Origin of the sequence: Nonomuraea sp. NPDC050783, from assembly GCF_040802095.1 — a bacterium.
In the GTDB taxonomy this organism is placed as follows: domain Bacteria; phylum Actinomycetota; class Actinomycetes; order Streptosporangiales; family Streptosporangiaceae; genus Nonomuraea.
Map to the genome: position 1 here is coordinate 361,681 of NZ_JBFAHK010000007.1, position 23,842 is coordinate 385,522.

General features: G+C 74.6%; 29 protein-coding genes and 1 riboswitch. Of the genes, 17 read left to right on the forward strand and 12 right to left on the reverse strand.

Translation table 11 applies throughout. The annotated features are described in order from the left end of the window. The first annotated feature begins 4 nt into the window (after nt 1-4). Genes AB0H75_RS21975 through AB0H75_RS21995 form a run of 5 tightly spaced genes read left to right on the forward strand, consistent with a single transcriptional unit; the run spans nt 5 to nt 2,726 of the window. Complete coding sequence (locus AB0H75_RS21975) at nt 5-679, forward strand: energy-coupling factor ABC transporter ATP-binding protein (protein WP_367798853.1); 675 nt, start codon at nt 5-7, stop codon at nt 677-679. A 5-nt stretch (nt 680-684) separates the two neighbouring features. Further along, the gene (locus AB0H75_RS21980; RefSeq protein WP_367798855.1) at nt 685-1,308 is read left to right on the forward strand and encodes an energy-coupling factor transporter transmembrane protein EcfT; all 624 of its coding nucleotides are present in this window, start codon (nt 685-687) and stop codon (nt 1,306-1,308) included. 50 nt (nt 1,309-1,358) lie between these two features. Further along, nucleotides 1,359-1,724: an ArsR/SmtB family transcription factor gene (locus tag AB0H75_RS21985; protein WP_367798857.1), complete on the forward strand. Its 366-nt coding sequence runs from the start codon at nt 1,359-1,361 to the stop codon at nt 1,722-1,724. Further along, complete coding sequence (locus tag AB0H75_RS21990; protein WP_367798859.1) at nt 1,711-2,331, forward strand: SRPBCC family protein; 621 nt, start codon at nt 1,711-1,713, stop codon at nt 2,329-2,331. Before AB0H75_RS21985 ends, AB0H75_RS21990 begins: the two co-directional genes overlap by 14 nt. Continuing rightward, the gene (locus tag AB0H75_RS21995; protein WP_367798861.1) at nt 2,328-2,726 is read left to right on the forward strand and encodes a VOC family protein; all 399 of its coding nucleotides are present in this window, start codon (nt 2,328-2,330) and stop codon (nt 2,724-2,726) included. The genes AB0H75_RS21990 and AB0H75_RS21995 overlap by 4 nt, the downstream gene beginning before the upstream one ends. Nucleotides 2,727-2,738: 12 nt before the next feature. Here AB0H75_RS21995 and AB0H75_RS22000 read toward each other — a convergent pair whose 3' ends face one another. Continuing rightward, nucleotides 2,739-3,023, reverse strand: a complete 285-nt coding sequence (locus AB0H75_RS22000; RefSeq protein ID WP_367798863.1) for a hypothetical protein — start codon at nt 3,021-3,023, stop codon at nt 2,739-2,741. Between the two features lie 15 nt (nt 3,024-3,038). Next, nucleotides 3,039-3,740 (reverse strand): MIP/aquaporin family protein, encoded by a 702-nt coding sequence (locus AB0H75_RS22005; RefSeq protein WP_367798865.1) that lies wholly within the window; start codon nt 3,738-3,740, stop codon nt 3,039-3,041. Between the two features lie 129 nt (nt 3,741-3,869). On the opposite strand from AB0H75_RS22005, the gene AB0H75_RS22010 reads away from it, so the two are divergent. Continuing rightward, nucleotides 3,870-4,508: an NAD(P)-dependent oxidoreductase gene (locus AB0H75_RS22010; protein ID WP_367798867.1), complete on the forward strand. Its 639-nt coding sequence runs from the start codon at nt 3,870-3,872 to the stop codon at nt 4,506-4,508. Nucleotides 4,509-4,624: 116 nt separating this feature from the next. Here AB0H75_RS22010 and AB0H75_RS22015 read toward each other — a convergent pair whose 3' ends face one another. Next, a complete protein-coding gene (locus AB0H75_RS22015) occupies nt 4,625-4,963 on the reverse strand; it encodes a YdeI family protein (RefSeq protein WP_367798869.1) in 339 nt (112 codons plus the stop codon). A gap of 62 nt (nt 4,964-5,025) precedes the next feature. On the opposite strand from AB0H75_RS22015, the gene AB0H75_RS22020 reads away from it, so the two are divergent. The 5 genes from AB0H75_RS22020 to AB0H75_RS22040 all read left to right on the forward strand — a co-directional run bounded on the left by AB0H75_RS22020 (nt 5,026) and on the right by AB0H75_RS22040 (nt 9,240). After that, nucleotides 5,026-6,000, forward strand: a complete 975-nt coding sequence (locus tag AB0H75_RS22020) for a helix-turn-helix transcriptional regulator (RefSeq protein WP_367798871.1) — start codon at nt 5,026-5,028, stop codon at nt 5,998-6,000. Nucleotides 6,001-6,070: 70 nt separating this feature from the next. After that, on the forward strand, nt 6,071-6,688 hold the full coding sequence (locus AB0H75_RS22025) for a DedA family protein (RefSeq protein ID WP_367798873.1): 618 nt from the start codon (nt 6,071-6,073) through the stop codon (nt 6,686-6,688). Nucleotides 6,689-7,264: 576 nt separating this feature from the next. Further along, on the forward strand, nt 7,265-7,810 hold the full coding sequence (locus AB0H75_RS22030; RefSeq protein WP_367798875.1) for a dihydrofolate reductase family protein: 546 nt from the start codon (nt 7,265-7,267) through the stop codon (nt 7,808-7,810). Nucleotides 7,811-7,812: 2 nt separating this feature from the next. Further along, nucleotides 7,813-8,226 (forward strand): hypothetical protein, encoded by a 414-nt coding sequence (locus tag AB0H75_RS22035; RefSeq protein WP_367798876.1) that lies wholly within the window; start codon nt 7,813-7,815, stop codon nt 8,224-8,226. Between the two features lie 285 nt (nt 8,227-8,511). Then, on the forward strand, nt 8,512-9,240 hold the full coding sequence (locus tag AB0H75_RS22040) for a GNAT family N-acetyltransferase (protein WP_367798878.1): 729 nt from the start codon (nt 8,512-8,514) through the stop codon (nt 9,238-9,240). 34 nt (nt 9,241-9,274) lie between these two features. Here AB0H75_RS22040 and AB0H75_RS22045 read toward each other — a convergent pair whose 3' ends face one another. Together AB0H75_RS22045 and AB0H75_RS22050 are read right to left on the reverse strand one after the other, a co-directional pair. Then, complete coding sequence (locus AB0H75_RS22045) at nt 9,275-9,622, reverse strand: hypothetical protein (protein ID WP_367798880.1); 348 nt, start codon at nt 9,620-9,622, stop codon at nt 9,275-9,277. 38 nt (nt 9,623-9,660) lie between these two features. Beyond that, nucleotides 9,661-9,984: a multidrug efflux SMR transporter gene (locus AB0H75_RS22050; RefSeq protein ID WP_367798882.1), complete on the reverse strand. Its 324-nt coding sequence runs from the start codon at nt 9,982-9,984 to the stop codon at nt 9,661-9,663. 17 nt (nt 9,985-10,001) lie between these two features. Next, nucleotides 10,002-10,067: riboswitch (guanidine-III (ykkC-III) riboswitch) on the reverse strand. Nucleotides 10,068-10,133: 66 nt separating this feature from the next. Here AB0H75_RS22050 and AB0H75_RS22055 point away from each other — a divergent pair. Beyond that, nucleotides 10,134-11,141, forward strand: coding sequence for an NAD(P)-dependent oxidoreductase (locus tag AB0H75_RS22055; protein ID WP_367798884.1), 1,008 nt, complete (start codon nt 10,134-10,136; stop codon nt 11,139-11,141). A 24-nt stretch (nt 11,142-11,165) separates the two neighbouring features. Here the strand turns inward: AB0H75_RS22055 and AB0H75_RS22060 are convergent, their stop codons facing one another. Next, on the reverse strand, nt 11,166-12,020 hold the full coding sequence (locus AB0H75_RS22060; protein ID WP_367798886.1) for an AraC family transcriptional regulator: 855 nt from the start codon (nt 12,018-12,020) through the stop codon (nt 11,166-11,168). 51 nt (nt 12,021-12,071) lie between these two features. Here AB0H75_RS22060 and AB0H75_RS22065 point away from each other — a divergent pair, with 51 nt between their 5' ends. Then, nucleotides 12,072-12,518: an SRPBCC family protein gene (locus AB0H75_RS22065; protein WP_367798888.1), complete on the forward strand. Its 447-nt coding sequence runs from the start codon at nt 12,072-12,074 to the stop codon at nt 12,516-12,518. On the opposite strand, the gene AB0H75_RS22070 is transcribed toward AB0H75_RS22065, so the two are convergent. Continuing rightward, complete coding sequence (locus AB0H75_RS22070) at nt 12,507-13,505, reverse strand: phosphotransferase family protein (RefSeq protein ID WP_367798890.1); 999 nt, start codon at nt 13,503-13,505, stop codon at nt 12,507-12,509. The genes AB0H75_RS22065 and AB0H75_RS22070 overlap by 12 nt on opposite strands. A gap of 33 nt (nt 13,506-13,538) precedes the next feature. Further along, complete coding sequence (locus AB0H75_RS22075) at nt 13,539-14,246, reverse strand: hypothetical protein (protein WP_367798892.1); 708 nt, start codon at nt 14,244-14,246, stop codon at nt 13,539-13,541. A gap of 70 nt (nt 14,247-14,316) precedes the next feature. On the opposite strand from AB0H75_RS22075, the gene AB0H75_RS22080 reads away from it, so the two are divergent. Further along, entirely contained in the window at nt 14,317-15,294 is a 978-nt protein-coding gene (locus AB0H75_RS22080) for a LysR family transcriptional regulator (RefSeq protein ID WP_367798894.1), read from the forward strand. A gap of 15 nt (nt 15,295-15,309) precedes the next feature. Here the strand turns inward: AB0H75_RS22080 and AB0H75_RS22085 are convergent, their stop codons facing one another. The 4 genes from AB0H75_RS22085 to AB0H75_RS22100 form a co-directional block, all read right to left on the reverse strand. Further along, nucleotides 15,310-16,641, reverse strand: coding sequence for a serine hydrolase domain-containing protein (locus tag AB0H75_RS22085; RefSeq protein ID WP_367798896.1), 1,332 nt, complete (start codon nt 16,639-16,641; stop codon nt 15,310-15,312). Nucleotides 16,642-16,679: 38 nt separating this feature from the next. Continuing rightward, nucleotides 16,680-17,564 carry a PHB depolymerase family esterase gene (locus AB0H75_RS22090; RefSeq protein ID WP_367798898.1) on the reverse strand — a complete coding sequence of 295 codons (885 nt, stop codon included), beginning with the start codon at nt 17,562-17,564 and terminating at the stop codon, nt 16,680-16,682. Nucleotides 17,565-17,919: 355 nt separating this feature from the next. Further along, nucleotides 17,920-18,525 (reverse strand): arginase family protein, encoded by a 606-nt coding sequence (locus tag AB0H75_RS22095; RefSeq protein WP_367798900.1) that lies wholly within the window; start codon nt 18,523-18,525, stop codon nt 17,920-17,922. Between the two features lie 102 nt (nt 18,526-18,627). Next, nucleotides 18,628-20,481 carry a rhamnogalacturonan lyase gene (locus tag AB0H75_RS22100; RefSeq protein ID WP_367798902.1) on the reverse strand — a complete coding sequence of 618 codons (1,854 nt, stop codon included), beginning with the start codon at nt 20,479-20,481 and terminating at the stop codon, nt 18,628-18,630. Nucleotides 20,482-20,759: 278 nt separating this feature from the next. On the opposite strand from AB0H75_RS22100, the gene AB0H75_RS22105 reads away from it, so the two are divergent. From AB0H75_RS22105 to AB0H75_RS22115, 3 genes are all read left to right on the forward strand, one after another. Beyond that, complete coding sequence (locus AB0H75_RS22105) at nt 20,760-21,617, forward strand: TIGR03619 family F420-dependent LLM class oxidoreductase (protein ID WP_367798904.1); 858 nt, start codon at nt 20,760-20,762, stop codon at nt 21,615-21,617. 106 nt (nt 21,618-21,723) lie between these two features. Further along, the gene (locus AB0H75_RS22110; protein WP_367798906.1) at nt 21,724-23,502 is read left to right on the forward strand and encodes a hypothetical protein; all 1,779 of its coding nucleotides are present in this window, start codon (nt 21,724-21,726) and stop codon (nt 23,500-23,502) included. Beyond that, nucleotides 23,499-23,792 (forward strand): hypothetical protein, encoded by a 294-nt coding sequence (locus AB0H75_RS22115; RefSeq protein ID WP_367798908.1) that lies wholly within the window; start codon nt 23,499-23,501, stop codon nt 23,790-23,792. The genes AB0H75_RS22110 and AB0H75_RS22115 overlap by 4 nt, the downstream gene beginning before the upstream one ends. Nucleotides 23,793-23,842: the final 50 nt, after the last annotated feature.

Here is a 23,842-nt window from a genome sequence, read left to right on the forward strand (position 1 = left end):
GGAGATGATCGAGTTCGCGGACGTGCACGTCCGCCTCGGCGAGCGGGACGTGCTGCGCGGCGTCACCGCCACGCTGGCGGAGCGGCGCGTCGGCGTGGTCGGGGCCAACGGCTCGGGCAAGAGCACGCTCGCCCGCCTGATCAACGGCCTGGCGCTGCCCACCTCCGGCACCGTCACCGTGCTCGGCATGGACACCCGCCGGCACGCCGCCAGGATCAGGCGCGGCGTCGGGTTCCTGTTCACCGATCCCGACGCGCAGATCGTCATGCCCACCGTGGCCGAGGACGTCGCCTTCTCGCTGCGCCGCCACCGCCTGCCCCGCGCCGAGGTCGAGCGGCGCGTCGCCGAGGTGCTCGCCCGCTACGGCCTGTCCGGGCACGCCGACCACCCGGCCCACCACCTGTCGGGCGGGCAGAAGCAGCTCCTCGCGCTGTGCTCCGTGATGGTGCTGGAGCCGCAGGTCCTGGTCATGGACGAGCCCACCACGCTGCTCGACCTGCGCCACTCGCGCCAGGTCGCCGAGCTGCTGCGCGAGATGCCGCAGCAGGTGGTGGTCGTCACCCACGACCTGCCGCTGCTGGCCGGCTTCGACCGGGTGCTGGTGCTCGACGAGGGCCGTGTGGTGGCCGACGGGCCGCCGGAGGAGTCCCTGGCCCGCTACCGCAAGCTCATGGCGTGACGGGCATGAGGGGAATGACCGGCGCGACCGGCCTGACCGGCGCCTACGTCCCCCGCTCCTCGCCGCTGCACCGGCTGCCCGCCGGCGCCAAGCTGGCCGGGCTGGCCGCCGCCTGCACCGCCCTGGTGCTGCTGGGCTCGCCGCTCGCGCTGGGCGGCGCGGCGGCCGGCACGGCGGCCCTGTACGCGCTGGCGCGGGTCGGCCCGGCCGCGGCCTGGGCGCAGGTGCGGCCGGTGCGCTGGTTCGCGGCGGCGCTGTTCGCCCTGCAGTGGCTCCTCGTCGGCCTGGAGGGGGCGGCCGTCGTGACGCTGCGCGTGGTGCTCGCGGTGGCGCTGGCGGGGCTGGTCACGATCACCACGCGTACCTCGGAGATGATGGCCGCGCTGGAGCGGCTGATGGCCCCCGCGCGGCTGGCCGGGCTGGACCCGTTCCGGCTGTCGTTGCTGCTGTCCCTGACGATCCGGACGGTCCCGGTGCTGACCACGCTGGCCGGCCGGGTCAGGGACGCCCAGCGGGCCCGCGGGGTCGAGCGCAGCCTGCGGGCCTTCGCGGTGCCGCTGGTGGTCGGCGCCCTGCGGCACGCCGACGCCCTCGGCGAGGCACTGAGCGCCCGCGGGCTGGACGACTGACCGCTATCCCAGGTTTGACTTATATAAGCGCACCCTGAAATACTCCGGGCGTGCACGCATTCGACGTCCTCGGTGATCCGGTCCGACGCCGGATCCTGGAGCTCCTCGCCGGCGGTGAGCGGAGCTCCGGCGAGGTCACCGCCGTCATCCAGCAGGAGTTCGGGATCTCCCAGCCGGCCGTCTCGCAACACCTGCGGGTGCTGCGCGACAACGGGTTCGCCAGCGTGCGGGCCGAGGGGACCAGGCGGCTCTACGCCGTCGAGCCCGGCCCGCTGCGGGAGGTCGACATGTGGCTGGAACGCTTCCGCCGCTTCTGGGACCAGCGCCTCGACGCTCTGGCCACGGAGCTGGCCCGCGGCAGGCGCGAACGCCGTCCGACAACAGAGGAGAAGGACACCCCCGATGGACATGATTGACCACGTCACCCGGGCACACCGTGAGCTCGTCGACGGAGAACGCAAGGTCGTCACCCTGAGCCGGCGCTACGACGCCGGCATCGAGGACGTGTGGGACGCCTGCACCGACCCCGACCGCATCAAACGCTGGTTCCTGCCGGTCAGCGGCGAGCTCAAGCTCGGCGGCAGGTTCCAGCTGGAGGGCAACGCCGGCGGCGAGATCCTGGAGTGCGAGCCGCCGCGCCGGCTGAAGGTGAGCTGGGTGATGGGCGACGCCCCCGGCCTGTCGGAGGTCGAGGTCGAGCTGACGCCCGAGGGCGAGGCCACCCTGTTCGAGCTGCGCCACACCGCCGAGGTGCCGCCGGAGATGTGGGACGGCTACGGCCCCGGCGCCGTCGGCGTGGGCTGGGACCTCGCCGTGCTCGGCCTGGCCCTGCACCTGGCCGGCGGCGAGAAGGTGAACGAGCAGACCTTCCACCTCACCGACGAGGGCCGCCGGGTCATCGCGGCCGCCGCCCAGGCGTGGGGCCGGGCCTCCGAGGCCGCCGGCGTCCCGCCGGAGCGGGCCGCCGCCCAGGCCGCCACCGTCACCGCCTTCTACGCCCCCGACGAGGAGACCCGCGCATGAGCCAGAAGATCACCACGTTCCTCATGTTCCAGAACGGCGACGCCGAGGAGGCCATGACCTTCTACCAGTCCCTTTTCGAGGACGCCAAGGTGGTGAGCCTCGCCCGCTTCGAGCCGGGCGAGCCCGGGCCCGAGGGGAAGGTCAAGCACGCGGTCTTCACGCTGGCGGGCCAGGAGTACATGTGCATCGACAGCCCGGTGCGGCACGGCTTCACCTTCACCCCGTCGATCTCCCTGTACGTCGACTGCGCGTCGGAGGAGGAGATCGACCGGCTGTACGCGGCGCTCCTGGAGGACCGCACGCCGCTGATGGCGCTGGGCTCGCACGGGTTCAGCACCAAGTTCGGCTGGGTGAACGACCGCTTCGGCGTCTCCTGGCAGCTCAACCTCCCCTGAGCGCGGGCGGCGTCAGGCCGGGTCCGCGTCCCCCAGGAAGCGCCCCGCTCCGGCCGGGAACGTGCCCTCCAGCTCGCATACCCGGCGGACCAGGCACTCGAAGTGGCGGCGGACCTCGTCGCAGATGTCGCGCAGCACCTCCCGCAACCCCTCGCCGGCGTAGGCGAGGGGCCCGGAGGTCAGCACCGTGTACCGGTACAGAGCGCCCAGCTCGGCCCCGGCGGCCGCGGACAGCCCGGCGACCAGGACGTCCGCGTCCAGGCCCGAGCGCTCGACCAGCTCGCGCGCGGTGGGCATGGCCGTGCCGCCCGGTCAGCCGGCCGCGGCCTGGGCGCCGGGTCCGGCCGGGGCGAGATCGGGGGCCCGCTCCGGGGCGCGCCCGGGAGCGCGGTCGCCCGGGTTGAGCGCGAGGAAGGCCATGCCGGCGAGCGCGCCGCCCGCCAGGTCGGCCAGCAGCCACACCCAGATCTTCGACCAGGCGAACAGCCCCATCGTGGCCGCGCCGAGCGCCACCGCGGGGTTGAAGGCGCCCCCCGAGATCCCGCCCACCGCGAACGCCCCCGCCGCCACCGTGAACCCGATGGCCAGCCCGTAGAAGCTGTTGCCGGGGTGGTCCCTGCTGGTGGCCGCGTTGAGCACCACGTACGCCAGCGCGAATGTGAACAGCGCCTCCGCCAGCAGCGCGACCCAGAGCTGCCGCCCGGACGGCGCCAGGACGGTCACGCTCGCGGGCGCGACCAGCCAGGTGGCGGTGACCGCGGCGGCCAGGGCGCCGGCGACCTGCGCGGCCCAGTAGGCGGCGGCGTCCACCGGCCTGATCCGGCCGCGCAGCAGCACCGCCAGCGTGACGGCCGGGTTGTAGTGCGCGCCCGAGACGTGCCCGCCCGCGTAGACCATGACCATGAGGATCGCCCCGATGGCGACCGGGGCGAGTGGCGCCTTGGCCAGGACCGTGGCGCCGACCGTGAGGACCAGGAAGAAGGTCCCGATGAACTCCGTGGCGTAACTACGCACGATGTCCTCCCGTGTTGTCCGAGGGCCCCCTTGCCCGGACAACGGCAGGGGCGGCTCCCGGTTCAGGGACAGGCGAGGTAAAGTCGGTAGTGAATGCTCACTCACCCCTGAAGGGAAAGGGGACGTCCCATGAGGCTGGCCGTCTTCGGCGCCACCGGCGGCATCGGGCGCGAACTCCTCCGCCAAGGGCTCGGCCGGGGCCACGAGATCACCGCCGTCGTGCGCGACGGCTCCCGGCTGCCCGGCGACCTCCGCGGCCGGATCGACGTCGTCGAGGCCGACGTGATGGACCCCGCCGCGATCGCCCCGGGCGTCAAGGGCCGCGACGCCGTGCTCGTGGCCCTGGGCAGCCGCGAGCGCGGCCCCACCACCGTCCACTCCGGGGGCGTCGCCGCCGTCACCGAGGCCATGCGGGGGGCCGGCGTGCGCCGCGTCCTGACCGTCGGCGCCGCCGGCATGGTGGCCGACGCGGGCGACGACCCCTTCACCCGGTACGTGGTCAAGCCGCTCGTCGTGCAGCGGCTGTTCCGCCACTCCTACGCCGACCTGGCCGCCTCCGAGGAGTTGCTGCGCCGCTCCGGCCTGGACTGGACGATCGTCCGCCCCGGCAGGCTGACCGACGCGGGCCCGACCGGCCGCTACCGCACCTCCAGGGACCGCAACCTGCGGGGCGGCCACAGCACCACCCGCGCCGACGCGGCCGACTGCATGCTCTCCCTCCTGGACGACCCCGCCTCCGCCGGCCACGTCGTCTACGTGCTCTCCTGACGGACCAGGAGATCATCCACGCGAACCCGGGCGGCGCCGGTGGCCGCTCATCCACGCGAACCCGGGCGGCGCCGGTGGCGCTTGTTCGCGCGGGCCCGGGCGCGCGGCGTCCCGGCTCAGCCGGGCCAGCGGCCGTCGGCGCGGGCGCGCTCGACGGCCGCGAGCCCGGCCGGGCGCATCCTGCCCTCCCGCGTCAGCCGCGCCACCCGCTCGACGTTGGAGCGCGACCACCCGCTGCGCGGCCGGCGCGGCGTGTAGCGCTGCAGGTACGTGCCCGCGTCGCGGGAGCGCGTCAGCCCGTCGATCCAGCCGTGGCACAGCGCCTCCTCCACCGCCTCCACGTACGTCAGCCCGGGGGTGCCCTTCTTGGCGAGCACCACCCAGACCTCGCTCGCGCTGCCGCCGTGCCGCTCCAGCCATGCCCGCCAGGCGGCGGCGTCCTCGAAAATCTCCATGACCCCATCATCCCGGCTGAAGTGCTCATCTCCTGAGCACTTTTGCTGCGACCATGGGACGCATGCGCGCTGACCGGCTCGTCGCCACCCTCCTCCTGCTCCAGGGGCGTGGCCGCCTGACCGCCGCGGAGCTGGCCCGGGAGCTGGAGATCTCCGTCGCCACCGCCCGCCGCGACCTGGAGGCGCTGTCGTCCGCCGGCGTCCCGGTCTATCCGCAGCCGGGGCGCGGGGGCGGCTGGTCGCTGGTGGGCGGGGCGCGTACCGACCTGACCGGGCTGACCGCCGCCGAGGCGCGGGCGCTGTTCCTGCTCCTCGGCCCGGCCACCACCGCCGCGCCGGAGCTCACCTCCGCCCTGCGCAAGCTCGTCCGCGCCCTGCCCGCCACCTTCCGCGCCGACGCCGAGGCCGCCGCCAGGGCCGTGCTGTCCGACCCGGCGCGCTGGGGCGAGAGCGGCCGGGAGCCGCCGCCCATGGTCCAGGCGTTGCAGGACGCGGTCGTGGCCAGGCGGAAGGTGCGCCTGGTGTACGCCCGCAAGGGCGGCGAGCCGGCCGAGCGGCTGGTGGACCCGCTCGGCCTGGTGGACAAGGACGGCGTGTGGTACTTCGTCGCGGACACCGGGGCGGGGCGGCGGACGTACCGGGTGGACCGGATCGCCGAGGCCGGGACCACCGGCCTGCCCGCCGAGCGCCCGGACGGCTTCGACCTGGCGGCCGAGTGGGAGCGGGTGGTCGGCGAGGTCGAGCGCCGCCGCTCGCTGGTGCCGGCGGTGGTGCTGATCGCCGAGCGGTACGTGGCGGTGCTGCGCGGCCAGTTCGGCCGCCACTGCGAGGTGATCGGGAGGGCGGCGGACGGCCGGGCCCGGGTGCGGGTGGCCGCGCCGATGGCCCTGTCGATCGCCGAGCACCTGGCCGGATGGGGTGCCCAGGTGGAGGTGGTGGAGCCGGAGGAGGTCCGCGCCGAGCTGGCCAGGATCGGCGCCGAGCTGGTCGCCCGCTACGCCGAACCCTCCGTACACGGTACGGTACGGGAGGGGTGAGGTTTACCCCAGGTGACCTCGGGCACCTGCCTCATTTCAGGCATATCCGATCTTCCCTAGCCTAAGGCTCATGACTGACTGGCTCGTTGGACTGATGGAAGCGCTGGGGGCCCCGGGGGCGGGCCTCGCCATCGCTCTGGAGAACCTCTTCCCGCCCCTGCCCAGCGAGGTGATCCTGCCCCTGGCCGGCTTCACGGCCAGCCGGGGCGAGATGGACCTGCTGGACGTGCTGGTGTGCACGACCCTCGGCTCCGTCGTCGGCGCGCTGGCGTTGTACTGGGTGGGCGCCCTGCTCGGGCGCGAGCGCGTGCTGGCCCTGGCCGCCAAGCTGCCGCTGGTGAAGACGTCCGACATCGAGAAGACCGAGGCGTTCTTCCAGCGCCACGGCCGCAAGACGGTGTTCTTCGGGCGGATGATCCCCATCTTCCGGAGCCTCATCTCGATCCCGGCGGGCGTGGAGCGCATGCCGCTGCCCATGTTCCTGCTGCTCACCACCGCCGGCAGCCTGATCTGGAACACCCTGTTCGTGATGGCCGGCTACCTCCTCGGCGAGCAGTGGCACCTCGTCGAGACCTACGTCGGCGTCGGCACGAACGTCGTGATCGGGCTCGTGGTGGCGGCGGTGCTGGTGTTCGTCGGCGTGCGGCTGGCCGAGCGGCGCAAGGAGAAGCGAGCGGCCCGCCGCTGAGACGCGTACCCGTGAGAAAGACGCCCGGCAGGACCTCTCCTGCCGGGCGTCTTTCGCCGTCTGGTTCCGGCGCCTCTGACTCGGCGAGGGTGGTTTCTGTAGGGTTGGGGCCCATGGCGAGCAGCGTATGAACCGACGAAGCCTGGTGGCCTTGGCGATCCTGGGCCTTGCTGCTCTTCCCGCGCTGAGCAGTGCCGCGGGCCCGCCTGACTGCCGGACGGATGCCCTCACGGACGCCGAGTACCTCGTTGTGCGGGAGTCGTTCCGGTCTGTGGCCGGGCCCTCGGCGGAGCCGGGCGTAGCGCCCACGCCGGCCACCTTCGGCCCCTATGGCGACAGCAAGGGCGGGACCGTGGCTCCGATCGGTGTGGAGATCGTTGAACCGGCGGGGTGCCCGGAGATCAGCGGCCCTTAACTCTCTTCGTCCCGCTCTGCGATACCCGCGTTGCCGTCGGCCGGGGCCGGCGCTGCTGGGCCAGATCTCCGTACCGTGCGACCGACAATTGTGATGGTCTTGACAATTAAATTTTTCGGCGAGAGGATGGGGGCATCCCCGAACGGACGAGGAGACACACGATGAGGAAGATCGTCGCAGGATTGTTCATCTCGCTCGACGGCGTCGTCGAGGCGCCCCAGACCTGGCACTTCCCGTACTTCAACGACGAGATGGGCCAGGAGGTCGGCCGGCAGATGCAGGAGTCGGACGCCCTGCTGCTGGGCCGGCGCACCTACGAGGAGTTCGCCGGCCACTGGCCGCACCAGGACCCCGAGAAGGACCCGATGGCCGCCCGGCTCAACGCCGTCCAGAAGTACGTCGTCTCCACCACTCTCACCGACCCCGCCTGGCAGAACACCTCCGTCATCGGCGGCGACGTCACCGCCGAGCTGGCCCGGCTCAAGGAAGGGCCCGGCGGCACCATCTCCGTCACCGGCAGCCCCACCCTGGTCACCGCCCTGCTGCGCGACGGCCTGCTCGACGAGCTCAACCTGCTGCTGCACCCCATCGTCGTCGGGCAGGGCCAGCGCCTGTTCGGCGACGGCCTCGGCCAGATCCCTCTCACGCTCACCCGATCGGCCACCTTCACCACCGGCGTCCTCAACCTCACCTACACCCGGAGCTGACCATGACCGCCGAGCCCGGCACCCCCAGGACCGTCGCCGCCAAGCTGCTCGTCAAGCCGCGGACCGCCGTCTGGGTCTCCGACGCCGCGCACCGCCCCCTGCTGGAGCCGCTGCCCGAGGGTGCCCGCCACGCCGAGGACCTGAAGGCGGCCGACGTCGCGGTCCTCTTCGCCGCCGACGCCGCCACGGCCCGCGCCCTGCTCGACCGCCACCGCGACCACCTCGCCGAGCCCGGCGTGCTGTGGGTGGCCTACCCGAAGGGCAACGCCTCCGACGTCAACCGCGACACGCTCTGGCCCATCGTCGGCGCGTACGGCCTGCGGCCCAACGGCCAGGTCGCGGTGGACGAGGTGTGGTCGGCGCTGCGCTTCCGTCCGCTGAAGGAGGGTGAGGCCCCGTTCACCGGCGGCCGCTGACCGGCCCCGTCCCCGTGATTTGCCCACGCCCTGGCCCTGTGCCAGAGTAGGCGTCGGCCGCGCGCGACGGGCGCGTGGTCATCCGAAGAACGAAGGATCGAAGTCCATGGTCTCGGCGTCCCGCAGCGGCCGCCGTCGGCACTGACAGGCCAGCCTCCACGGCGCCTCGTGCCACTTCCGTCTCCTCACGGCGGCCCCACGTTCACCCCTGCCGGGGTTTCCGACGTACGCATTCATTCACGTGAGGACATCATCACCTTGGGCACCGACGTCCAGAGTTTCGCTGTGGCCAACCTGCGCCGCCGTCCCGTCGTCATCGAGACCGCGGGCTTCGTCGTGGGCATCGACCCCAGCACCGACAGCCCGCACGTCAACTACGCCAGCCCCCTGCCCGGCGCCCGGCCCACCGCCGCGGACGTCGCGGCGCTGGTGGCCGCCTTCCGGGAGCGCGGGCTCAAGCCTCGGCTGGAGTTCGCGCCGGACGCCGCGCCCGACGTGGCGCCCGCCCTGCGTGCCGCCGGGTTCGGCGTGGAGGCGGCGCACGACTACCTCGTCTGCACCCCGTCCGGACTGACCGTGCCCGGGCCGGGAGCCGGGCCGGCCGTGGTGGAGCCGGAGGACGAGCAGGACTACCTGGCCATCGACGCCGCGCTGTCGGAGGCGTTCGGCGGCGAGTTCGCCCCCTCGCCGGCGGGCGCCGCCCGGCTGCGGCGGCTGCGGGACAGCGGCGGGGTGGTGCGCTTCGTCCGCGCACCGGACGGCGGCTGCGCGGGGGCGGCCTCCAGCTCGCCGCCCGCCGTCGGCACCGCCGAGCTGGCCGGCGTGGGCACCCGGCCCGCCTGGCGCAACCGCGGCATCGCGGCCGCCGTCACCGCCGCCGTCACCGCGGCCATGTTCGACCGGGGTGCGGAGACGGTGTGGCTGGAGTACGGCGGCGAGGGCTCGCGCCGTGTCTACGAACGACTCGGCTACGTCCCCCGGGGGACCCGCCTGTACATGTCGCTGGAGAGCTGACGGGAGACACGCGCCCGCCCGCTGGACACCGGTCTCAGGCCGCGTGGCCCGTGGGCGGGCGCCAGTCGGAGCGGCGGGGCCTGATCGCGCCGCGCAGGTGGAGGGCCAGGGCGACGCGGCGGGCCAGGAGGTCGAGCTGGGCGTCCAGGAGCGGGACCGGCGCGCCGGCCAGCTCCGCGCGGATCACCTGTACGAGGTGCTCGTGCAGGGGCAGCGCGGCGGGATCCGCGGGCGGCTCGGGCGCGATCTCGTCCCGGTGCAGGCCGGGCCGCCGCGGGTCCTCCTCGCCGCCGCAGACCCGGCACTCCTCCCCGGCGTCCGGATCGTCCGGATCCTTCCAGGGCACGTAGCGGTGCGGCGGCGGCACGGGTGGCTCGAACATCGGCGAATCACCTCATGTCCAGAGTAAGCCCGGACGGCTCAGTGACCGCCCCCGGCCAGGTTGAGGCCGACGACCCCGCAGAGGATGAGCCCGATCGAGAGGAGCTTGAGCGGGGAGGTGTTCTCGCCGAGGGCGATCATGCCGAGGGCGGCGGTGCCGACCGCGCCGATGCCCGTCCACACGGCGTACGCGGTGCCGACCTCCAGGTTCTTCAGCGCCAGCGCCAGCAGCCCGAAGGACAGCAGGGCCGACACGCCGAAGGCGACGCTCGGGCCGGGCGCGGAGAACCCGTTGCTGAGCTTGAGCGAGTAGGCCATGGCGACCTCGAACAGGCCGGCGGCGACGATCATGATCCAGGCCATGACGGCTTCCTTTCGTGGAAGCGTCGTCTTTGCAGGCCGGGTACGGCGCGTCTCGTCCGGGCGCACCCCGGACGGGGCCGCATCCAGGCCAACGGCCCGGCCACCACCCCTATTCCGGACCCGCCCCTTTTCCCGGACCTGGCCTCGGCGTGCGCGACCCGCACACCCCGCCGGCCGGCCGGTCACAACCCTTCAAGACCGCCGCCCGCCTCCCGCGCTACAACGGACGCCCGGGCGGTGCCGCCCGGGCGAGGTCGGAGGTCGGGCGGATGACAGTGGGGTTCATCGGGCTGGGGATCATGGGGCGGCCCATGGCGCTCAACCTGGCCGGGGCGGGGACGCCGCTCGTGGTGTGGAACCGCACCCCGGCCCGCGGCGAGGCGCTGCGGGCGGCCGGGGCGCGGGTGGCGGCCGGCCCGGGGGAGGTGTTCCGGCAGGCCGAGGTGGTGCTGCTCATGCTGGCCGACGAGGCCGCCACGGACGCCGTGCTGGCCCGCGGCACGCCCGGCTTCGCCGCCCGCGTCGCCGGGCGGACCGTGGTGCAGATGGGGACCATGTCGCCCGCCCACTCCGCGGGGCTGGCCGCCGACGTGCTCGCGGCGGGCGGCGCGTACGCCGAGGCGCCGGTGTCGGGGTCGCGCGGCCCGGCCGAGGCCGGGCGGCTGGTGGCGATGCTGGCGGGCGAGCCGGACACGGTGGCGCGGGTCCGGCCCCTCCTGGCGCCCATGTGCGCCGAGACGATCCCGTGCGGGCCGGTGCCGGGCGCGCTGCTGATGAAGCTGGCGGTGAACCTGTTCCTCATCACCATGGTCAGCGGGCTGGCGGAGGCCGCGCACTTCGCCGCCCGGCACGGGCTGGACCTGGAGACGTTCGCGCGGGTGCTCGCCTCCGGCCCGATGGCCAGCGAGGTGTCCAGGGGCAAGGCGCGCAAGCTGGTCGAGGACGACCTCGCCGCCCAGGCGGCCGTCGCCGACGTGCTGAAGAACAACCGGCTCATCGCGGAGGCGGCACGGGAGCGCGGCGTGGCCTCGCCGCTGCTGGACGTCTGCCACGAGTTGTTCGCCGAGACGCTGGCGCTCGGGCACGGCGGGCTCGACATGGTGGCCGTGATACGCGCGATCGAGGCCAGGACGGAGGCGGAACGGGCATGGTCGTGATCGTCACCGGCGGCCCGAGGGAGCCTACGCGCGCAGCGCGGCCAGCCACTGGCCCGGCGTGAGCCCGTAGGCGCGTTTGAACATGCGCGTCATGTGGCTCTGGTCGGCGAAGCCCGCCTCCAGGGCGGCCTCGCGCAGCGGCGTCCCGCGCCGCAGCGCCCGCCGTACCAGGTCGAGCTGGCGCATCGTCCGGAACCGGGTGGGGCTGGTGCCGAACGCCGCCCGGAACTGGCGGGCCAGCGTCCACCGGTCCAGCCCCGACACCCGCTCGAACTCCGCCACCGTGCGCCGCACCGCCGGATCGGCGGCGATCAGCTCGCGCACCCGCGCCAGCGCCGCCACCGCCGGCGGCCCGCCGGGCCGGCTCAGGGCGGCCGCTCCGGAGTGCCGCCGCAGCGCCGCCGCGATCATCAGCACCACCTCCAGCCGCGCGAACTCGTCCAGGGGCTCGTCCATCCGCCGCAGGCAGGCCAGCAGCGCCGGATGCATGCCGGACGGCCGCACCACGGGATCGGCCACGAACGGCAGCGGCCCGCCGCCCAGCGCCTCCTGCACCAGGAACGGATCGACGTAGAGGATCCGGTAACCGAACCCCTCCTCGGTGCCGGCCGCGCCGTCGTGCGACTCGTCGGGGTGCAGCAGGTGCCACTCGCCCGGCAGGCAGTGCCGCCGCTCGCCCCGGTAGCGGAAGGTCTGCACGCCGGCCAGCGTCACGCCGATGGCGTAGGTGTCGTGGCGGTGCGTGGCGAACGCCTCGCCGACGAGCGCGGCCTCCAGCCGCTCGATGCCCTCGGCACCGAGCCCGAACCGCAGCCGCTGCTCGGTGGCGGGGGGCCGCAGATGCCTGCTCAGCTCGTCCGGCGGCAGGGAACGGGACACGCCACGATCCTACGGGAAGGGGTAGGAGCAGCCGGAGGAGATGGGGGAGACATGGGCAGAGCCGTGTACGTGGGCGCGGCCGTCGAGGTGGCGGCGCCGCCCGAGCAGGTGTTCGCGCTGATCACCGACTGGCCCCGGCAGCGGGAGTGGATCCCGCTGACCGGCACCCGCCAGGTGGGGCCGGACACCATCGAGGCGTACACCGGGGTGCGGCCGCTCGGGGTGCTGGACCCGATGACCATCGACCGGTGGGAGCCGCCCCGGCTGGTCCTGATGCGGCACACCGGGCGGGTGGTCCGCGGCCGGGGTGCGTTCCGGGTGCGCCCGTGCGCGGGCGGCAGCCGGGTCATCTGGGCGGAGGAGCTGCTGCTGCCGTTCGGGGCGGCCGGGCGGGCGGGGTGGCCGCTCGTGCGCCCGCTGGCGAAGGCGCTGTTCCGCCACAGCCTGCGCAGGCTGGCCGCCCTGGCGACCCGCGAGGCCACCACCTCACCGGCCTGAGCCCGCGCCGTCCGGGGCGTCCGGGAGGCCGCCGGCGGTCCAGCGGCGGATCTCCTCCGCCGCCCGGTCGACCACTGCGTTGCGCCGGGGGCGGGTGACCAGGTCGCTGAGGGCGAACATGTCCAGCACCCGCCCCAGGTACGCCCAGTCGCGGTCCAGCGGCGCACCTGCGGGCTGGTGGGCGGCGAAGCCGGCGCGGAAACCGGCCACGAACGGCGCCGGGTAGTCGGCGCCGAAGCGCAGCATGTTGGCCGCGTCGCCGTACGGGCAGCCGGAGTAGGCGAACTCCCAGTCCAGCAGCGCGTCCACCCGCCAGCCGCCACCCGCAACCGGGCTGACCAGGATGTTCTTCGGGTTGACGTCCGCGTGCGCGAGGCGGCTGTGCCGATCGACGCGGGCCAGCGCGGGCGCGTGCGCGGCGCAGAGCGCGGCCCACTCGCGCCGCGTGGCGGCGTCCAGCCGCTCCTGGACGGGCTCGGCCGCCATGCAGGCGGCGGCGAAGCCGGGCAACTGCGCCGACCACGGCTGCTCCGTCCCGGCCGCCAGCCCCTCGCCGCCGAAGAAGCCGGGCCGGTCGAACGTGACGGCGCCGACGGCCGCCACCACCCGCCCGACCTCCACCCCGAGACCGTGCAGGTCATGCGGCTTGCGCGGTTCACGCGGCCCGTGCCGGCCGACCTCCAGGACGTGGCTGAGCGGCGTGCCGGGGACGTACTCCAGCAGCATCACCGGGCGGCACCCGTCCGAGGCGGGCAGCACGCGCAGCACCGCCGGGACGGGCACGTGGGCGCGGGCCCGCGCCATCACGGCGGCCTCGACGCCGGGCCGCTCCCCGCCGAGCCGCGCGACGACCGACTCCCGGCCGGAGGCCGCCCCGGCGAGGGTGAGCAGGCAGGTCTCGTGGGAGAAGCCGCCCGCCAGCGTCCGTACCGCCGTCACCTCGGCGTCCAGCGCGCCGGCCACCCGCCTGATCTCCTCGGACCGCATCCGATCACGCTACCGGCTCCCCGGAGGAGCCGGTCAGGCCCGCGCCGCCACCTCGCGGCCGGCGGCGTGCCGGGCGACGGCCGCGGCGAACGCGCGGATCACCGGGTGCGGCCGGTCACCCCGCTCGGCCAGCTCCGGCTGGAACAGCGTGGCCAGGAAGAACGGGTGCCCGGGCAGCTCGGCCACGCGGACGGTGCCGTCGTCGGCGGCGTGCCCGGAGAAGAGCAGCCCGCCGGCGGTCAGCGCCTCCTTGAAGGTCTCGTTCAGCCCGTACGAGCAGACGTACGCCTCCAGCGTCTCCGGCGCCGCCATGATCCGGCCGGCCAGCGTGCCGGGGGCGAGGCGGACCAGGCTCTCGTGACCGGCCAGCGAGCAGGCCAGCGGGGTGAGCAGGAAGTCGCGGGCGGCCGGGTCGTTCTCGGCGTGCGCCACGTCCAGGCCGCACACGTGGCGGGCGTACTCCAGCAGCATGTGCTGGAACCCGGCGCAGGTGCCCAGGAACGGCAGGCCGCCCTCCCTGGCCACGCGCACGGCCTCGACCGCGCCCGCCTCGTCCCGGTAGGGGCTGCCGGGCAGCAGCCAGACGCCGTCGAAGCCGTCCAGGCCGGTGACGTCGGTGGTCGGGATCCAGTACGGGTCCAGGGCGATGCCGTCGTGCTCGCGCAGCGCCTCCATCACCAGGGGGACGCGGACGTGCGAGCGGACGCTGGGGGAGCGGTCCCCCACCAGGGCGATTCTCATGCCTCCATCGTGACGGCCGCTACCGGTTAAGCGCCAACGATGATTGCTGTACCTGATATAAGCGTTGCTGATGGACCCGCATCTGCTGACGACGTTCGTGACCGTGGCGCGGCGCGGCTCGTTCTCGGCCGCCGCCGCCGAGCTGGGCTACACGCAGTCGGCGATCTCCCAGCAGATCGCCGCGCTGGAGGCCGACCTCGGGCTGCCCCTGCTGAGCCGCCGCCCGGTGGAGCCGACCCCGGCCGGGCGGCGGCTGCTGGAGCACGCCGAGCCGCTGCTGCTGCGGCTGCGCGCGGCCCGCGCCGACGTGCTGCGCGCCGCCTCCGGGCCCCGCCACCGGCTGGTCCTGGCGGCCACCCCGCTCGGCTTCGCCGCCGGGACGGCCGCCCGGCTGGCGCGGGCGCGGGCCGGGCAGCCGCGGCTGGAGGTGACGGTGGTGACCCGCGGGCGGGAACGGGTCGCCGAGATGGTCGCCGAGGGGGAGGCCGACCTCGGGCTGGTGGACGGCATCGCCGCGCCCAGCGACCCGCTGCGCCCGCCCGACGCGGGGCCGATGGCGGCGATCGGGGCGGGGGAGGAGGAGCTGGTCGTGGCGCTGCCCGCCGGCCATCCCCTCGCCGGGCGGGCGGCGCTGCGGCTGGCCGACCTCATCGACGCGCGCTGGTTGCAGACGCCGCTGTGCCCGTTGTCGCGGCTGCGGGACCTGGTGGGCGACGGCTTCCCGGTGGCGCTGGAGCATCGCGGGGACGACGTGCGCACGGTGGTCGCCCTCGTCGCCGCCGGTCACGGCCTGACGCTGTTGCCCGCCTCCGTCCTGCCCGCCTCCGCCCCGCCTGCCTCCGCCCCGCCTGCCTCTGCCTCGCCTGCCTCGCCTGCCTCTGCCCTGCCCGCGCCGTCCGCCGCCCCCGCCGGTCCCGCGGGACCCCTGCCGGGGATGCCGGTCGGGGTGCCGCTGGGCGCGCCGCGCCTGGTCCACCGCGTGGAGCTCCTGCACGGCGCGCTGCCCCCTGGCCCGGCCGCCGACCTGGTCCGCGCGCTCACGACCTGACCGGCGGCCGGCCGGTCAGGCGTGCCAGCCGGTGACGCCGCCAGGGACCGGCGCCGCCGGGTCGTACGGCTCCCGCGTGAAGATGAACGTGTTGAGGTCCAGGTGGTCCGGCGCGACCCGCAACGTCTCGCCCGCGTAGTAGCCGTCCAGCCCCAGCCACGTCCCGTCGTCCTGCGGCACGAACCGCGAGGACCGCCCGATCCCGTTCAGCGGCTCCAGCGCCAGCCCCCGGTCGGGCAGCAGCCGCAGCGCGTACGGCTTCGGCCCCCAGTGCCACAGCCCCGTCAGCGCCAGCAGGTCAGGGTCGGCCGGGACGGGCCGCCACTCGTCGGGCAGGCGCGGCTCGTGCTCGTCGAGGATGTCGAGCAGGTCCGTGAGCAGCCGGCCGCTCAGCCCGCTCGTGGTGTTGGCCATGAACAGCACGCCCACGCCTTCGGCCGCGTCCGCCCACACCGTGGCCAGGAAACCCGGCATCGAGCCGCTGTGCCCGGCCAGGCGGCGCCCGCCGACGCGGGCGAGCTGCAGGCCGAGCCCGAACCCGCCGGTCCAGGAGTCGCCGTCGTCCACGCCGACCGGCTCGCGCATCTCGGCCAGCGTCGTGGGGCACAACACGCCGCCGGTGTCGCCGCCCAGGAACGCCGCCCACCGGGCCAGGTCGTGCGGCGTGGACCAGAGCTGCCCCGCCGGCCCCATGGCGTCGGCGTCGTGCTCGGGCTCGGCCAGCACCACGTCGGCCCAGGGGTGGACCGCGTACCCGGTGGCGTGTGGCGCCCGGGGCCGCGGCGTGGTGTCGTCCATGCCGAGCGGCGCCAGCACCTCGCCGCGCACCGCGTCCCACCACGTGCCGCCGCGCAGCCGGGCGACCAGCTCGCCGAGCAGCGCGAAGCCCACGTTCGAGTAGTGGAAGCGGCGGCCGGGCCGGTGCTTGACCTCCTCCGGCCCCAGCCGCTTGAGCAGGTCGCCGGCGGGCACGCCCTGGGTGCGCTCCCACCACGCGGTGGGCGGCTCGGCGGTCAGGCCGGCGGTGTGCGACAACAACTGGGCGATGGTGAGATGGCCGTGCGGCGCGCCGGGCAGGTGGGCGTCGAGGCGGTCGTTGAGGTCGAGCACGCCCTCGTCGCGCAGCCGCAGCACCACCACCGCCACCATCGACTTGGTGATCGAGCCCAGCCGGTACTGGGTGGCGGCGGTCGGCGGACCGTCGCCGACCCGGCCCCGCCCGCCGAACCACACCGTCCGCCCGTCACGGACGATCGCCGCCGTCAGCGACGGCACCCTGCATTCGGCCTGTTCGACGGCGAGCCGGCGCAGCAGGGCGCGGGCCGTCACGTGTCCCACCTGAGTCATGAGCCCCAAGGGTAGCCGTCGCGTGCGCGGGAGGGTGATCAGCGCGAGGGGGCGCGGTCGAAGGCGTCCAGGATGATCGTGGTGGCGTCAGGGCCGGAGGTCCCGGCGGCGCCCGGCCAGGTGTGGCCGCCGCCGTCGAGGGTGTAGAGGCGCAGCGCGGCGCCGGAGGGACACGCCTTCCAGGTCCGCAGCCGCACCCCGGCGGCGGGGCGGGCGGTGGCGCGGCCGGAGCAGCCGAACGCCCGCGCCCAGTCGTCCACGGCCCGCTCGACCGGGGGCAGCACCACCAGGTCGGCGAGGGCGCGCAGGGTGCCGGTCGCGTCCGGGAACGGGTGCCCGCCCCGGTAGGGGACCGCGCGGTCGGCGGTGCCGTGGAAGGCGAGCAGCGTGGTGGGGCGGGGCCGCTCGCAGGGCAGGGCGACGCTGATCCCGCCCACGGCCGCGACCCCCGCCAGGCGGCCGTCGAGGGCGCAGACCAGGGCGGCGGACATGGCGCCGCCGTACGACATCCCCGCCGCGAACGCGCGCCGCCGGTCCGCGCACAGGCCGTCGCCCAGGCGGTCCAGCAGGGCGGCGAGGAAGCCGGCGTCGTCCGGGCCGGCGGTGCCGGGCAATGTCCAGCCCATCCGCCCTTCGGCGGCCTGCGGGGTCGCCACGACGTAGCCGCGGCGCGACCCCTCCTCGGCCAGGCGGCTGTAGGCGGCCTCCCGCGCGGCGCTGGAGCCGAGGCCGTGCAGGTCGAGCAGGACCGGGTGCGGGCCCTTGCCCTCGGGCACCGACAGCAGGAACGTCCGGCGCAGGCCGTCATGGGTCATGGTGCGGCGGCCGGGCCGCAGCGGGTGGGCGGCGGCGCATCCGGCGCTCCGGGCCTCCTGCCGGGCCGCGGCCCGCCCCGGCCCGGGCGGCGACGCGAGAGGGGACACGGAAGGCGACACGGGCGGTGACACGGAAGGCGACGCGGGCGGTGACACGGAAGGCGACACGGGCGGTGACGCGGAAGGCGACGCGGGCGGCCTCTCTTGCGGGGCCGTGCAACCGCCGGCGAGCAGCACCAGCGGCACGACCGCCGCCATGACCACCGCTGCGGCCCTCGCCCTGCGCCTGGTCGTCCTCGCGGTCATCGCCATCCCCGTTCGCCCGGCCGATCCCTCTCCACCGCAGTCTGGGGCACGGAGCGGACGTCCGCCGATCAACCGAGCGCGGCGGTGAGGCCGTCCACCAGCCGGGCGAGGTCCTTCCCCGCCTCGTCGCCGTGGCCGGGGTTGCACTCGGTGACCGTCAGCCCGGCGAATCCCGGGCCCGCACCGCCGCCGCGGGCAGCCGCCGGCTGTCCAGCCGGTCGAAGGCGTCGCGCTCGCGGGCGTTGTCGCTGCGCTCGTAGCCGAAGAAGACGAGCGCGCCGGGCGCCAGCAGCGGCCTGCGCGGGCCGAGCCCGGCCAGCTCCGGCGCGGCGCCCGGCAGGTCGAGCAGGTGGGCGGCGCCCATCGAGTCGAGCACGCCCGTGGGGGCGGTCTCCGGGGTACGCAGGTCCGCGCCGCCGTCCACGTACACCAGCGCGGGATCCGCGCCCGCCCGTAACGCACCCGCCACCACGCCCAGCTCGATCGTGCAGTCCCCGCCCACCACGAGGGGGACGAGCCCGTCGCGGACGATCCCCTCGACCCGCCCGGCGACGGCGGCGGCGACCTCGGCCGTCAGCGCGAAATTCTGCGGGTGGCCGCGGTCGGGACGCATGCGGATGCGCGGCAGGTCGCCGTAGTCGCGCACGGGCAGCCGGTCGGCCAGACCCGCCCGGCGCAGGGCCTCCGGCGCGTTCTCCTGCCCTGGCCAGTGGGCGGCCGCGCTGGAGGGCACGCCCAGGAACCCGAAACGTGTGGCCCGCATCCTGCCGCACTTCCCCGGCTCCGGGACGTCAACCGCCCCCGGCGTTCGGGACAGGTGACGGGGCCGGTCGTGCGCGGCCGGTCCCGTCACCCGGGGTGCCGGTCAGCGGACGTAGATGTCCGGCCTGGGCGGAGTGGGCATGCGGTCGCCGAGGAAGTAGCTCGTGTGCGGGGGTTGGTTGTAGGCGGTGTTCTGCCAGGCGACCGAGACCCGGTAGAGGGGGTCGTGCATGAGGGTGTAGAGGCGGCGGTCGGTCGGGATGGTGGTGGAGTAGATGCGCAGGGCCCGGTTGTCGGAGGTGGGCCAGACGACCTCCTCGCGCCAGTCGCCGAACAGGTCGGCCGACAGGGACGGGGTGGCCTTGGTGCCGTTGTTGGAGTGGACGCCCGAGGCCGTCAGGAGGCGCGTGTCGGAGCTGGTGCCGTACTTGTCGATCCTGGTCTGGTCGAGCAGCTCGCGCACCGGGTCGCCGTCCCACCAGACGAGGAAGTTGATCGAGGAGGGCTTGCGGCCGGCGGTGTTGCCGGTGACGCTGCGCAGGTTCCCGTCCGCGGCGGACCAGAACTCCGAGGCCACCCGCGCGGTCGTGATGTCGCCGGCCACGCCGCGGCCGTTGTCGGAGCCCGAGGCGGTCTGCCACAGGATCTGGCCGGTGCGCGGGTCGATGTAGAGCGAGCCGGGCTGGCTGGTGCCCTCGCTGACCTTGAAGTACTCCAGGCCGGCGCGGGCCGGGTCGAAGTCGCCGAGGTGCTGGGCGTCGCCGTGGCCGGTGCGGGTGCTCCACATGCCGGTGCCGTTGTCGTTGACGGCCATCGCGCCGTAGACGATCTCGTCGCGGCCGTCGGCGTCGATGTCGCCGACGGACAGGCTGTGGCTGCCCTGGCCGGCGTACTGCGAGCCTGCCGAGTTGCTGTCGAACGTCCACCGCTTGGTGAGCGAGCCGTTGCGGAAGTCCCAGGCGGCGATCACCGAGCGGGTGTAGTAGCCGCGGGCCATGATCAGCGATGGCCGCTCGCCGTCCAGGTACGCCGTCCCGGCCAGGAACCGGTCCACCCGGTTGCCGTAGCTGTCGCCCCAGGAGGAGACGGTGCCGCGCGGCGGGTCGTAGGCGACCGTGGACATCGCGGCGCCGGTCAGGCCGTTGAACATGGTCAGGTACTCGGGGCCGGACAGGACGTAGCCGGAGGAGTTGCGGTAGTCGGCGCCGGAGTTGCCGATCACCGTGCCGGCGCCGTCCCTGGTGCCGTCGGCGGTCTTCATCGCGACCTCGGCGCGGCCGTCGCCGTCGTAGTCGTAGACCTGGAACTGGGTGTAGTGGGCGCCGGCGCGGATGTTGCGGCCGAGGTCGACGCGCCACAGGCGGGTGCCGTCGAGCCGGTAGGCGTCGACGAGGACGTTGCCGGTGTAGCCGGACTGGGAGTTGTCCTTGGCGTTGGACGGGTCCCACTTCAGCACGATCTCGTACCGGCCGTCGCCGTCCAGGTCGCCCACGCTGGCGTCGTTGGCGCTGTAGGTGTAGGAGACCCCGTCGGGGGTGGTGCCGCCGGACGGGGGCTGGATCGGCACGTCCAGGTACGCGCCGCCGGTGAAGCGCAGCGAGGCGGGGGAGACGGCCTGCTCGGCGCCGCCGACCACGGCGCGCACGGTGTAGGAGGCGTCGGCGGCGGCGCCGTTGTCGAGGTAGTTGGTGGAGGCGGTGAGGCCGGAGGCGATCCTGGTGGAGCCGCGGTAGAGGTTGAAGGAGACGCCGTCGGGGTCGGTGCCGAGCAGGCGCCAGGACACCAGGTTGCCCGAGCCGGAGCGCACGCTGATCAGCCCGCGGTCGAGGTCCTCCATCTGCTTGGTCGGCGGGGCGGCCTGGGCGGGGGCACCGCCCGAGACCGCAGTGGCCGCCACGGTGGTCGCCAGGGCGGCTGCCAGGGCGAGGGCGGCCGGGCCGGTCTTTCTTGACCGCATCACGGGTCCTTTCTCGGCAGGGGGTGAAAGCGCTTTCCCGGGGGACGAAAAGAAAGTTTCACGGTGATGCCACGGCCGGCCTCCAGCGGAAGAGGGCCCTGACACGGCTCGGGCCTGCGAAGACGTTCACGTGATCTCCTGGGGTGGGGCCGCCGGATCTCGGCGTATTAAAGCGGCCGCGCCATCGGGCGGCAAGAGACCGTGAAACTTTCCGGTTGCCTTGACGCCGGTGGCAAGGTTCTAGCCTGTCCACCACCAGCGACCAGCGAGGGGTGACGGTGAAGTTCGGGATCAGTTACAACACGGCCTACTTCGGGGCCGATCCGGGGCGGATGGTGGAGTTCGCCAGGCACGCGGAGGAGTGCGGGTTCGAGTCCCTGTACGTGCCCGAGCACATCGTGCTGTACCCCGGCGCGCGGATCGGCCCGTTCGAGCTGCCGCCCTCGCTCCCGTACGTCGACCCGCTGGACAGCCTGGCCTTCGTGGCCGGCGCGACCCGGCGCATCCTGCTGGGCACCGCGGTGCTGCTGATCCCGTACCACCACCCGGTGCCGCTCGCCAAGCGGCTGGCCACCGTGGACGTGCTGTCGGGGGGACGGATGAGGCTGCTCACGGTGGGCGTCGGCGCGCTGCCCGGCGAGGCGCGGGCGGTGGGGGTGGACTTCGCCACGCGGGGGCGGCGCGCCGACGAGGCGATCGACGTGTTGCGGCTGCTGTGGGCGGGGGACGAGAAGGGCGTCGCGTACGAGGGGGAGTTCTTCGCCTTCGACGGCCTGTCCAGCTACCCCAAGCCGCTCGGCGGCGCCGGCCTGCCGATCCACGTCGGCGGGTCCAGCGCGGCGGCCGCGCGCCGGGCCGGGTTGCGCGGCGACGGCTACTTCCCGGGAGGGCGGCTCGACGCGGGGGAGCGGGCGCGGCAGTGGGACCTGGCGCGGGCCGCCGCGGCCGGGGCGGGGCGGGACCCGGAGGCGCTGGAGTACACGCGGTGGGGCGCCATCGACGTGACGGAGGAGGACGTCGAGGCGATGGCCGCCCAGGGGGTGACCAGGATCGTCGTCAGCCCGGGGTCGGCGGAGGCGGAGGTCCAGCGGGAGGAGCTGGCCGCGTTCGCCGAGCGCTTCGGCCTCACTCATTGATCTACATTGTAAAGGCGTCGGGTTAGTGAATCCTCGCACACCTTGATCAACTTCTCCGGGCTCACTAAGGTGAGAAGCTTTCGGCCGATTCGCCCCCGGAGGGGTCATGCGTCGTCACCGTTTCGGCCGGATCGCGGCCCTGATCGCGCTCAGTCATCTCGCCCTGGTCGTCGTGCTGGGCGTCCTCGTGCCCGTCACGGGCCGGGGCGAGCCGCTGTGGACGGTGGTCACCCGCGACTCCGGCCTCGGCTGGTTCTTCGACGAGACCTTCGTCGTGCCGCCGTGGCTGGCGTTCGTGCTGGTTCCCATCGGAGCGGTGCAGGCGTGGGCGCTGTGGCAGGTGCTGCGCGGGCGGGTCCGCGGCGAGCCGGCGCACCGGGGCCGGGCGGTCGCCCTGCTCCGGCTCGCCCTGTACGCCGGCGTGGCCCAGAGCGTGGTCATGATGGCGGTCGCTCCGCTGGCCGTCGCCTGGGAGGCCCACTGGGTCTGGACGGTGGCGGGGATCTTCTCCGGTGTCGTGCAGCCGGCCGTGGTCTGGCTGTTCTTCGTGGTGCTGCGTGGCGGTGTCTCGCGTGGGCTTCGGGTGTTCTCCCTGGTCGTGGGGATCGTGGCGAGCGTCGGCGGCCTCGGGCAGGAGATCACCGCCGCCCTCGGCCTGGACGCCGCCGGGCGGGTCCTGGCCCTCGGCGGGTTCGGTGACGACGGGTGGCTGGTCTGGGGGGTGTCGATCCTTGTCGCGCAGGCGCGCGATCCGCGCTGGAGCGCGGCGACCGTCCGGATCGGCGTGGTCTCGCAGGTGATGGCGGTGCTCCAGCCCGGCGGGGGTTTCAGCTTCGGCGGCGGCGGCGGGTTCCCCGTCGTCCTCGTGGTCCACGCGTTGCTCGGCGCGGTGAGCGTCTTCGGGCTGGTGTGGCAGGCCAGGACCGCTCACGAGCTTGCGGAGCCGCTTCGGGGGCCGGTTCCCCGGCGGGTGCCGGAGCGGGCGCCGGCCCGGTGGTGGCCGCTCGCCGTCCTGGCGGTGGTGCTGCCGCTGGTCCCGGCGGCGGTCAACCTCGCGCGCGGCAGGTACCACTGGATCGGCCCGAGAGGGGTGATCGAGCGGTTCGTCCGGGTGGACGCGGGCGGTGACCAGGCGCTGCTCTGGCTCGCCCTGGACGTGCTCGTGGGCGTGGGCGTTCCCGCGCTGCTGGTCCTGGCCGCCGTGGTGCGCAGGACCCGCCCTGTCGTGCGGTCGGTGGTGCTGGTCCTGGCCGCCGCCGCGGCCGTGGGGTTCGTCAGCGCGCTCACGGTGGATCCGGAGCTGGAGGAGTCCGGGGCGTTCTTCTACGAGGGCGTGCAGATCTATCCGGAGGGGTTGTTCGCGCCGGGGCCGGACGGTGAGGTCTTCTTCGGTCTCTCGCCGGCGTGGTACAGCGCGGCGCTGCTGGCCTCGGCCCTGCTCCTGATGGTGCTGTACCCGGCCGCGCCGGCTCGGCGGGTACGTCACCACGTGCTGCCTGCGGTGGCCGGCGTGCTGGCGGTGCTGGTGTTCGTACCCGTGGGTGATCAGGAGCCCGGCCCGGCCACCGCCGCCGGGGAGTGCGCCCCGCGCGACGGCCGGCGGGGCGAGCCGGAGCCGCCGGAGCCGACCCGGGAGGCCGCCCGTCTGAGGGCGGTGGAGAGGCTGGCGCGCGAGGCGCTGACCCAGCCGCTCGCGCAGATCTGTCCCAGCGCCGGCGCGGTGATCAGGGCCATGACCGCCGAGCGGGACCGGGAGTCCGAGGAGTGGGCGGCCGACGCGCGGCGCGCGTGCGACACGGCTCCGCGTCACCGCCCGCTCGTCAGGCCGGTCGCGGTGACGCGGGTGAAATGGTCCTCGTCCACTCCGGCTTTCCCGTGTGCGTGACGGTGGAGACCTACGCGCGTCGCCCGCCGGTGGAGACCAGGGGGTGGGATCATGTCGTCGAGGTCGGTTACCGGAGCCCGTCCGGCTCGATCGTGCTGGGTGACGAGCTGAGCGGTGCCGAGCTTCCCGACCTGGCGCTCGAGGGCCGGGCCGGTCGTTACCGGGTCCGGGTGCACTACGACTGGTTCAGGCGGAAGGGCCTGTACAAGGACGGCCAGCGGCTGTTGATCATGGCGTTTCCCGGGAAGGGGGACGAGCCGGTCACCTACCGGCGGCCGTCCAGGCGGTGAGCGCGCCGCGCAGGGTTCGGGGGGATCTGTCCGGGTAAACGGTCTATCTC

Bases quoted from the DNA above. Each gene is read 5' to 3' on its own strand.
- AB0H75_RS21975 (WP_367798853.1), top strand. From the start codon at position 5: ATGATCGAGTTCGCGGACGTGCACGTCCGCCTCGGCGAGCGGGACGTG.
- AB0H75_RS21980 (WP_367798855.1), top strand. From the start codon at position 685: ATGAGGGGAATGACCGGCGCGACCGGCCTGACCGGCGCCTACGTCCCC.
- AB0H75_RS21990 (WP_367798859.1), top strand. From the start codon at position 1,711: ATGGACATGATTGACCACGTCACCCGGGCACACCGTGAGCTCGTCGAC.
- AB0H75_RS21995 (WP_367798861.1), top strand. From the start codon at position 2,328: ATGAGCCAGAAGATCACCACGTTCCTCATGTTCCAGAACGGCGACGCC.
- AB0H75_RS22000 (WP_367798863.1), bottom strand. From the start codon at position 3,023: ATGCCCACCGCGCGCGAGCTGGTCGAGCGCTCGGGCCTGGACGCGGAC.
- AB0H75_RS22010 (WP_367798867.1), top strand. From the start codon at position 3,870: ATGAGGCTGGCCGTCTTCGGCGCCACCGGCGGCATCGGGCGCGAACTC.
- AB0H75_RS22015 (WP_367798869.1), bottom strand. From the start codon at position 4,963: ATGGAGATTTTCGAGGACGCCGCCGCCTGGCGGGCATGGCTGGAGCGG.
- AB0H75_RS22020 (WP_367798871.1), top strand. From the start codon at position 5,026: ATGCGCGCTGACCGGCTCGTCGCCACCCTCCTCCTGCTCCAGGGGCGT.
- AB0H75_RS22025 (WP_367798873.1), top strand. From the start codon at position 6,071: ATGACTGACTGGCTCGTTGGACTGATGGAAGCGCTGGGGGCCCCGGGG.
- AB0H75_RS22030 (WP_367798875.1), top strand. From the start codon at position 7,265: ATGAGGAAGATCGTCGCAGGATTGTTCATCTCGCTCGACGGCGTCGTC.
- AB0H75_RS22035 (WP_367798876.1), top strand. From the start codon at position 7,813: ATGACCGCCGAGCCCGGCACCCCCAGGACCGTCGCCGCCAAGCTGCTC.
- AB0H75_RS22045 (WP_367798880.1), bottom strand. From the start codon at position 9,622: ATGTTCGAGCCACCCGTGCCGCCGCCGCACCGCTACGTGCCCTGGAAG.
- AB0H75_RS22050 (WP_367798882.1), bottom strand. From the start codon at position 9,984: ATGGCCTGGATCATGATCGTCGCCGCCGGCCTGTTCGAGGTCGCCATG.
- AB0H75_RS22065 (WP_367798888.1), top strand. From the start codon at position 12,072: ATGGGCAGAGCCGTGTACGTGGGCGCGGCCGTCGAGGTGGCGGCGCCG.
- AB0H75_RS22070 (WP_367798890.1), bottom strand. From the start codon at position 13,505: ATGCGGTCCGAGGAGATCAGGCGGGTGGCCGGCGCGCTGGACGCCGAG.
- AB0H75_RS22075 (WP_367798892.1), bottom strand. From the start codon at position 14,246: ATGAGAATCGCCCTGGTGGGGGACCGCTCCCCCAGCGTCCGCTCGCAC.
- AB0H75_RS22080 (WP_367798894.1), top strand. From the start codon at position 14,317: ATGGACCCGCATCTGCTGACGACGTTCGTGACCGTGGCGCGGCGCGGC.
- AB0H75_RS22085 (WP_367798896.1), bottom strand. From the start codon at position 16,641: ATGACTCAGGTGGGACACGTGACGGCCCGCGCCCTGCTGCGCCGGCTC.
- AB0H75_RS22095 (WP_367798900.1), bottom strand. From the start codon at position 18,525: ATGCGGGCCACACGTTTCGGGTTCCTGGGCGTGCCCTCCAGCGCGGCC.
- AB0H75_RS22100 (WP_367798902.1), bottom strand. From the start codon at position 20,481: ATGCGGTCAAGAAAGACCGGCCCGGCCGCCCTCGCCCTGGCAGCCGCC.
- AB0H75_RS22110 (WP_367798906.1), top strand. From the start codon at position 21,724: ATGCGTCGTCACCGTTTCGGCCGGATCGCGGCCCTGATCGCGCTCAGT.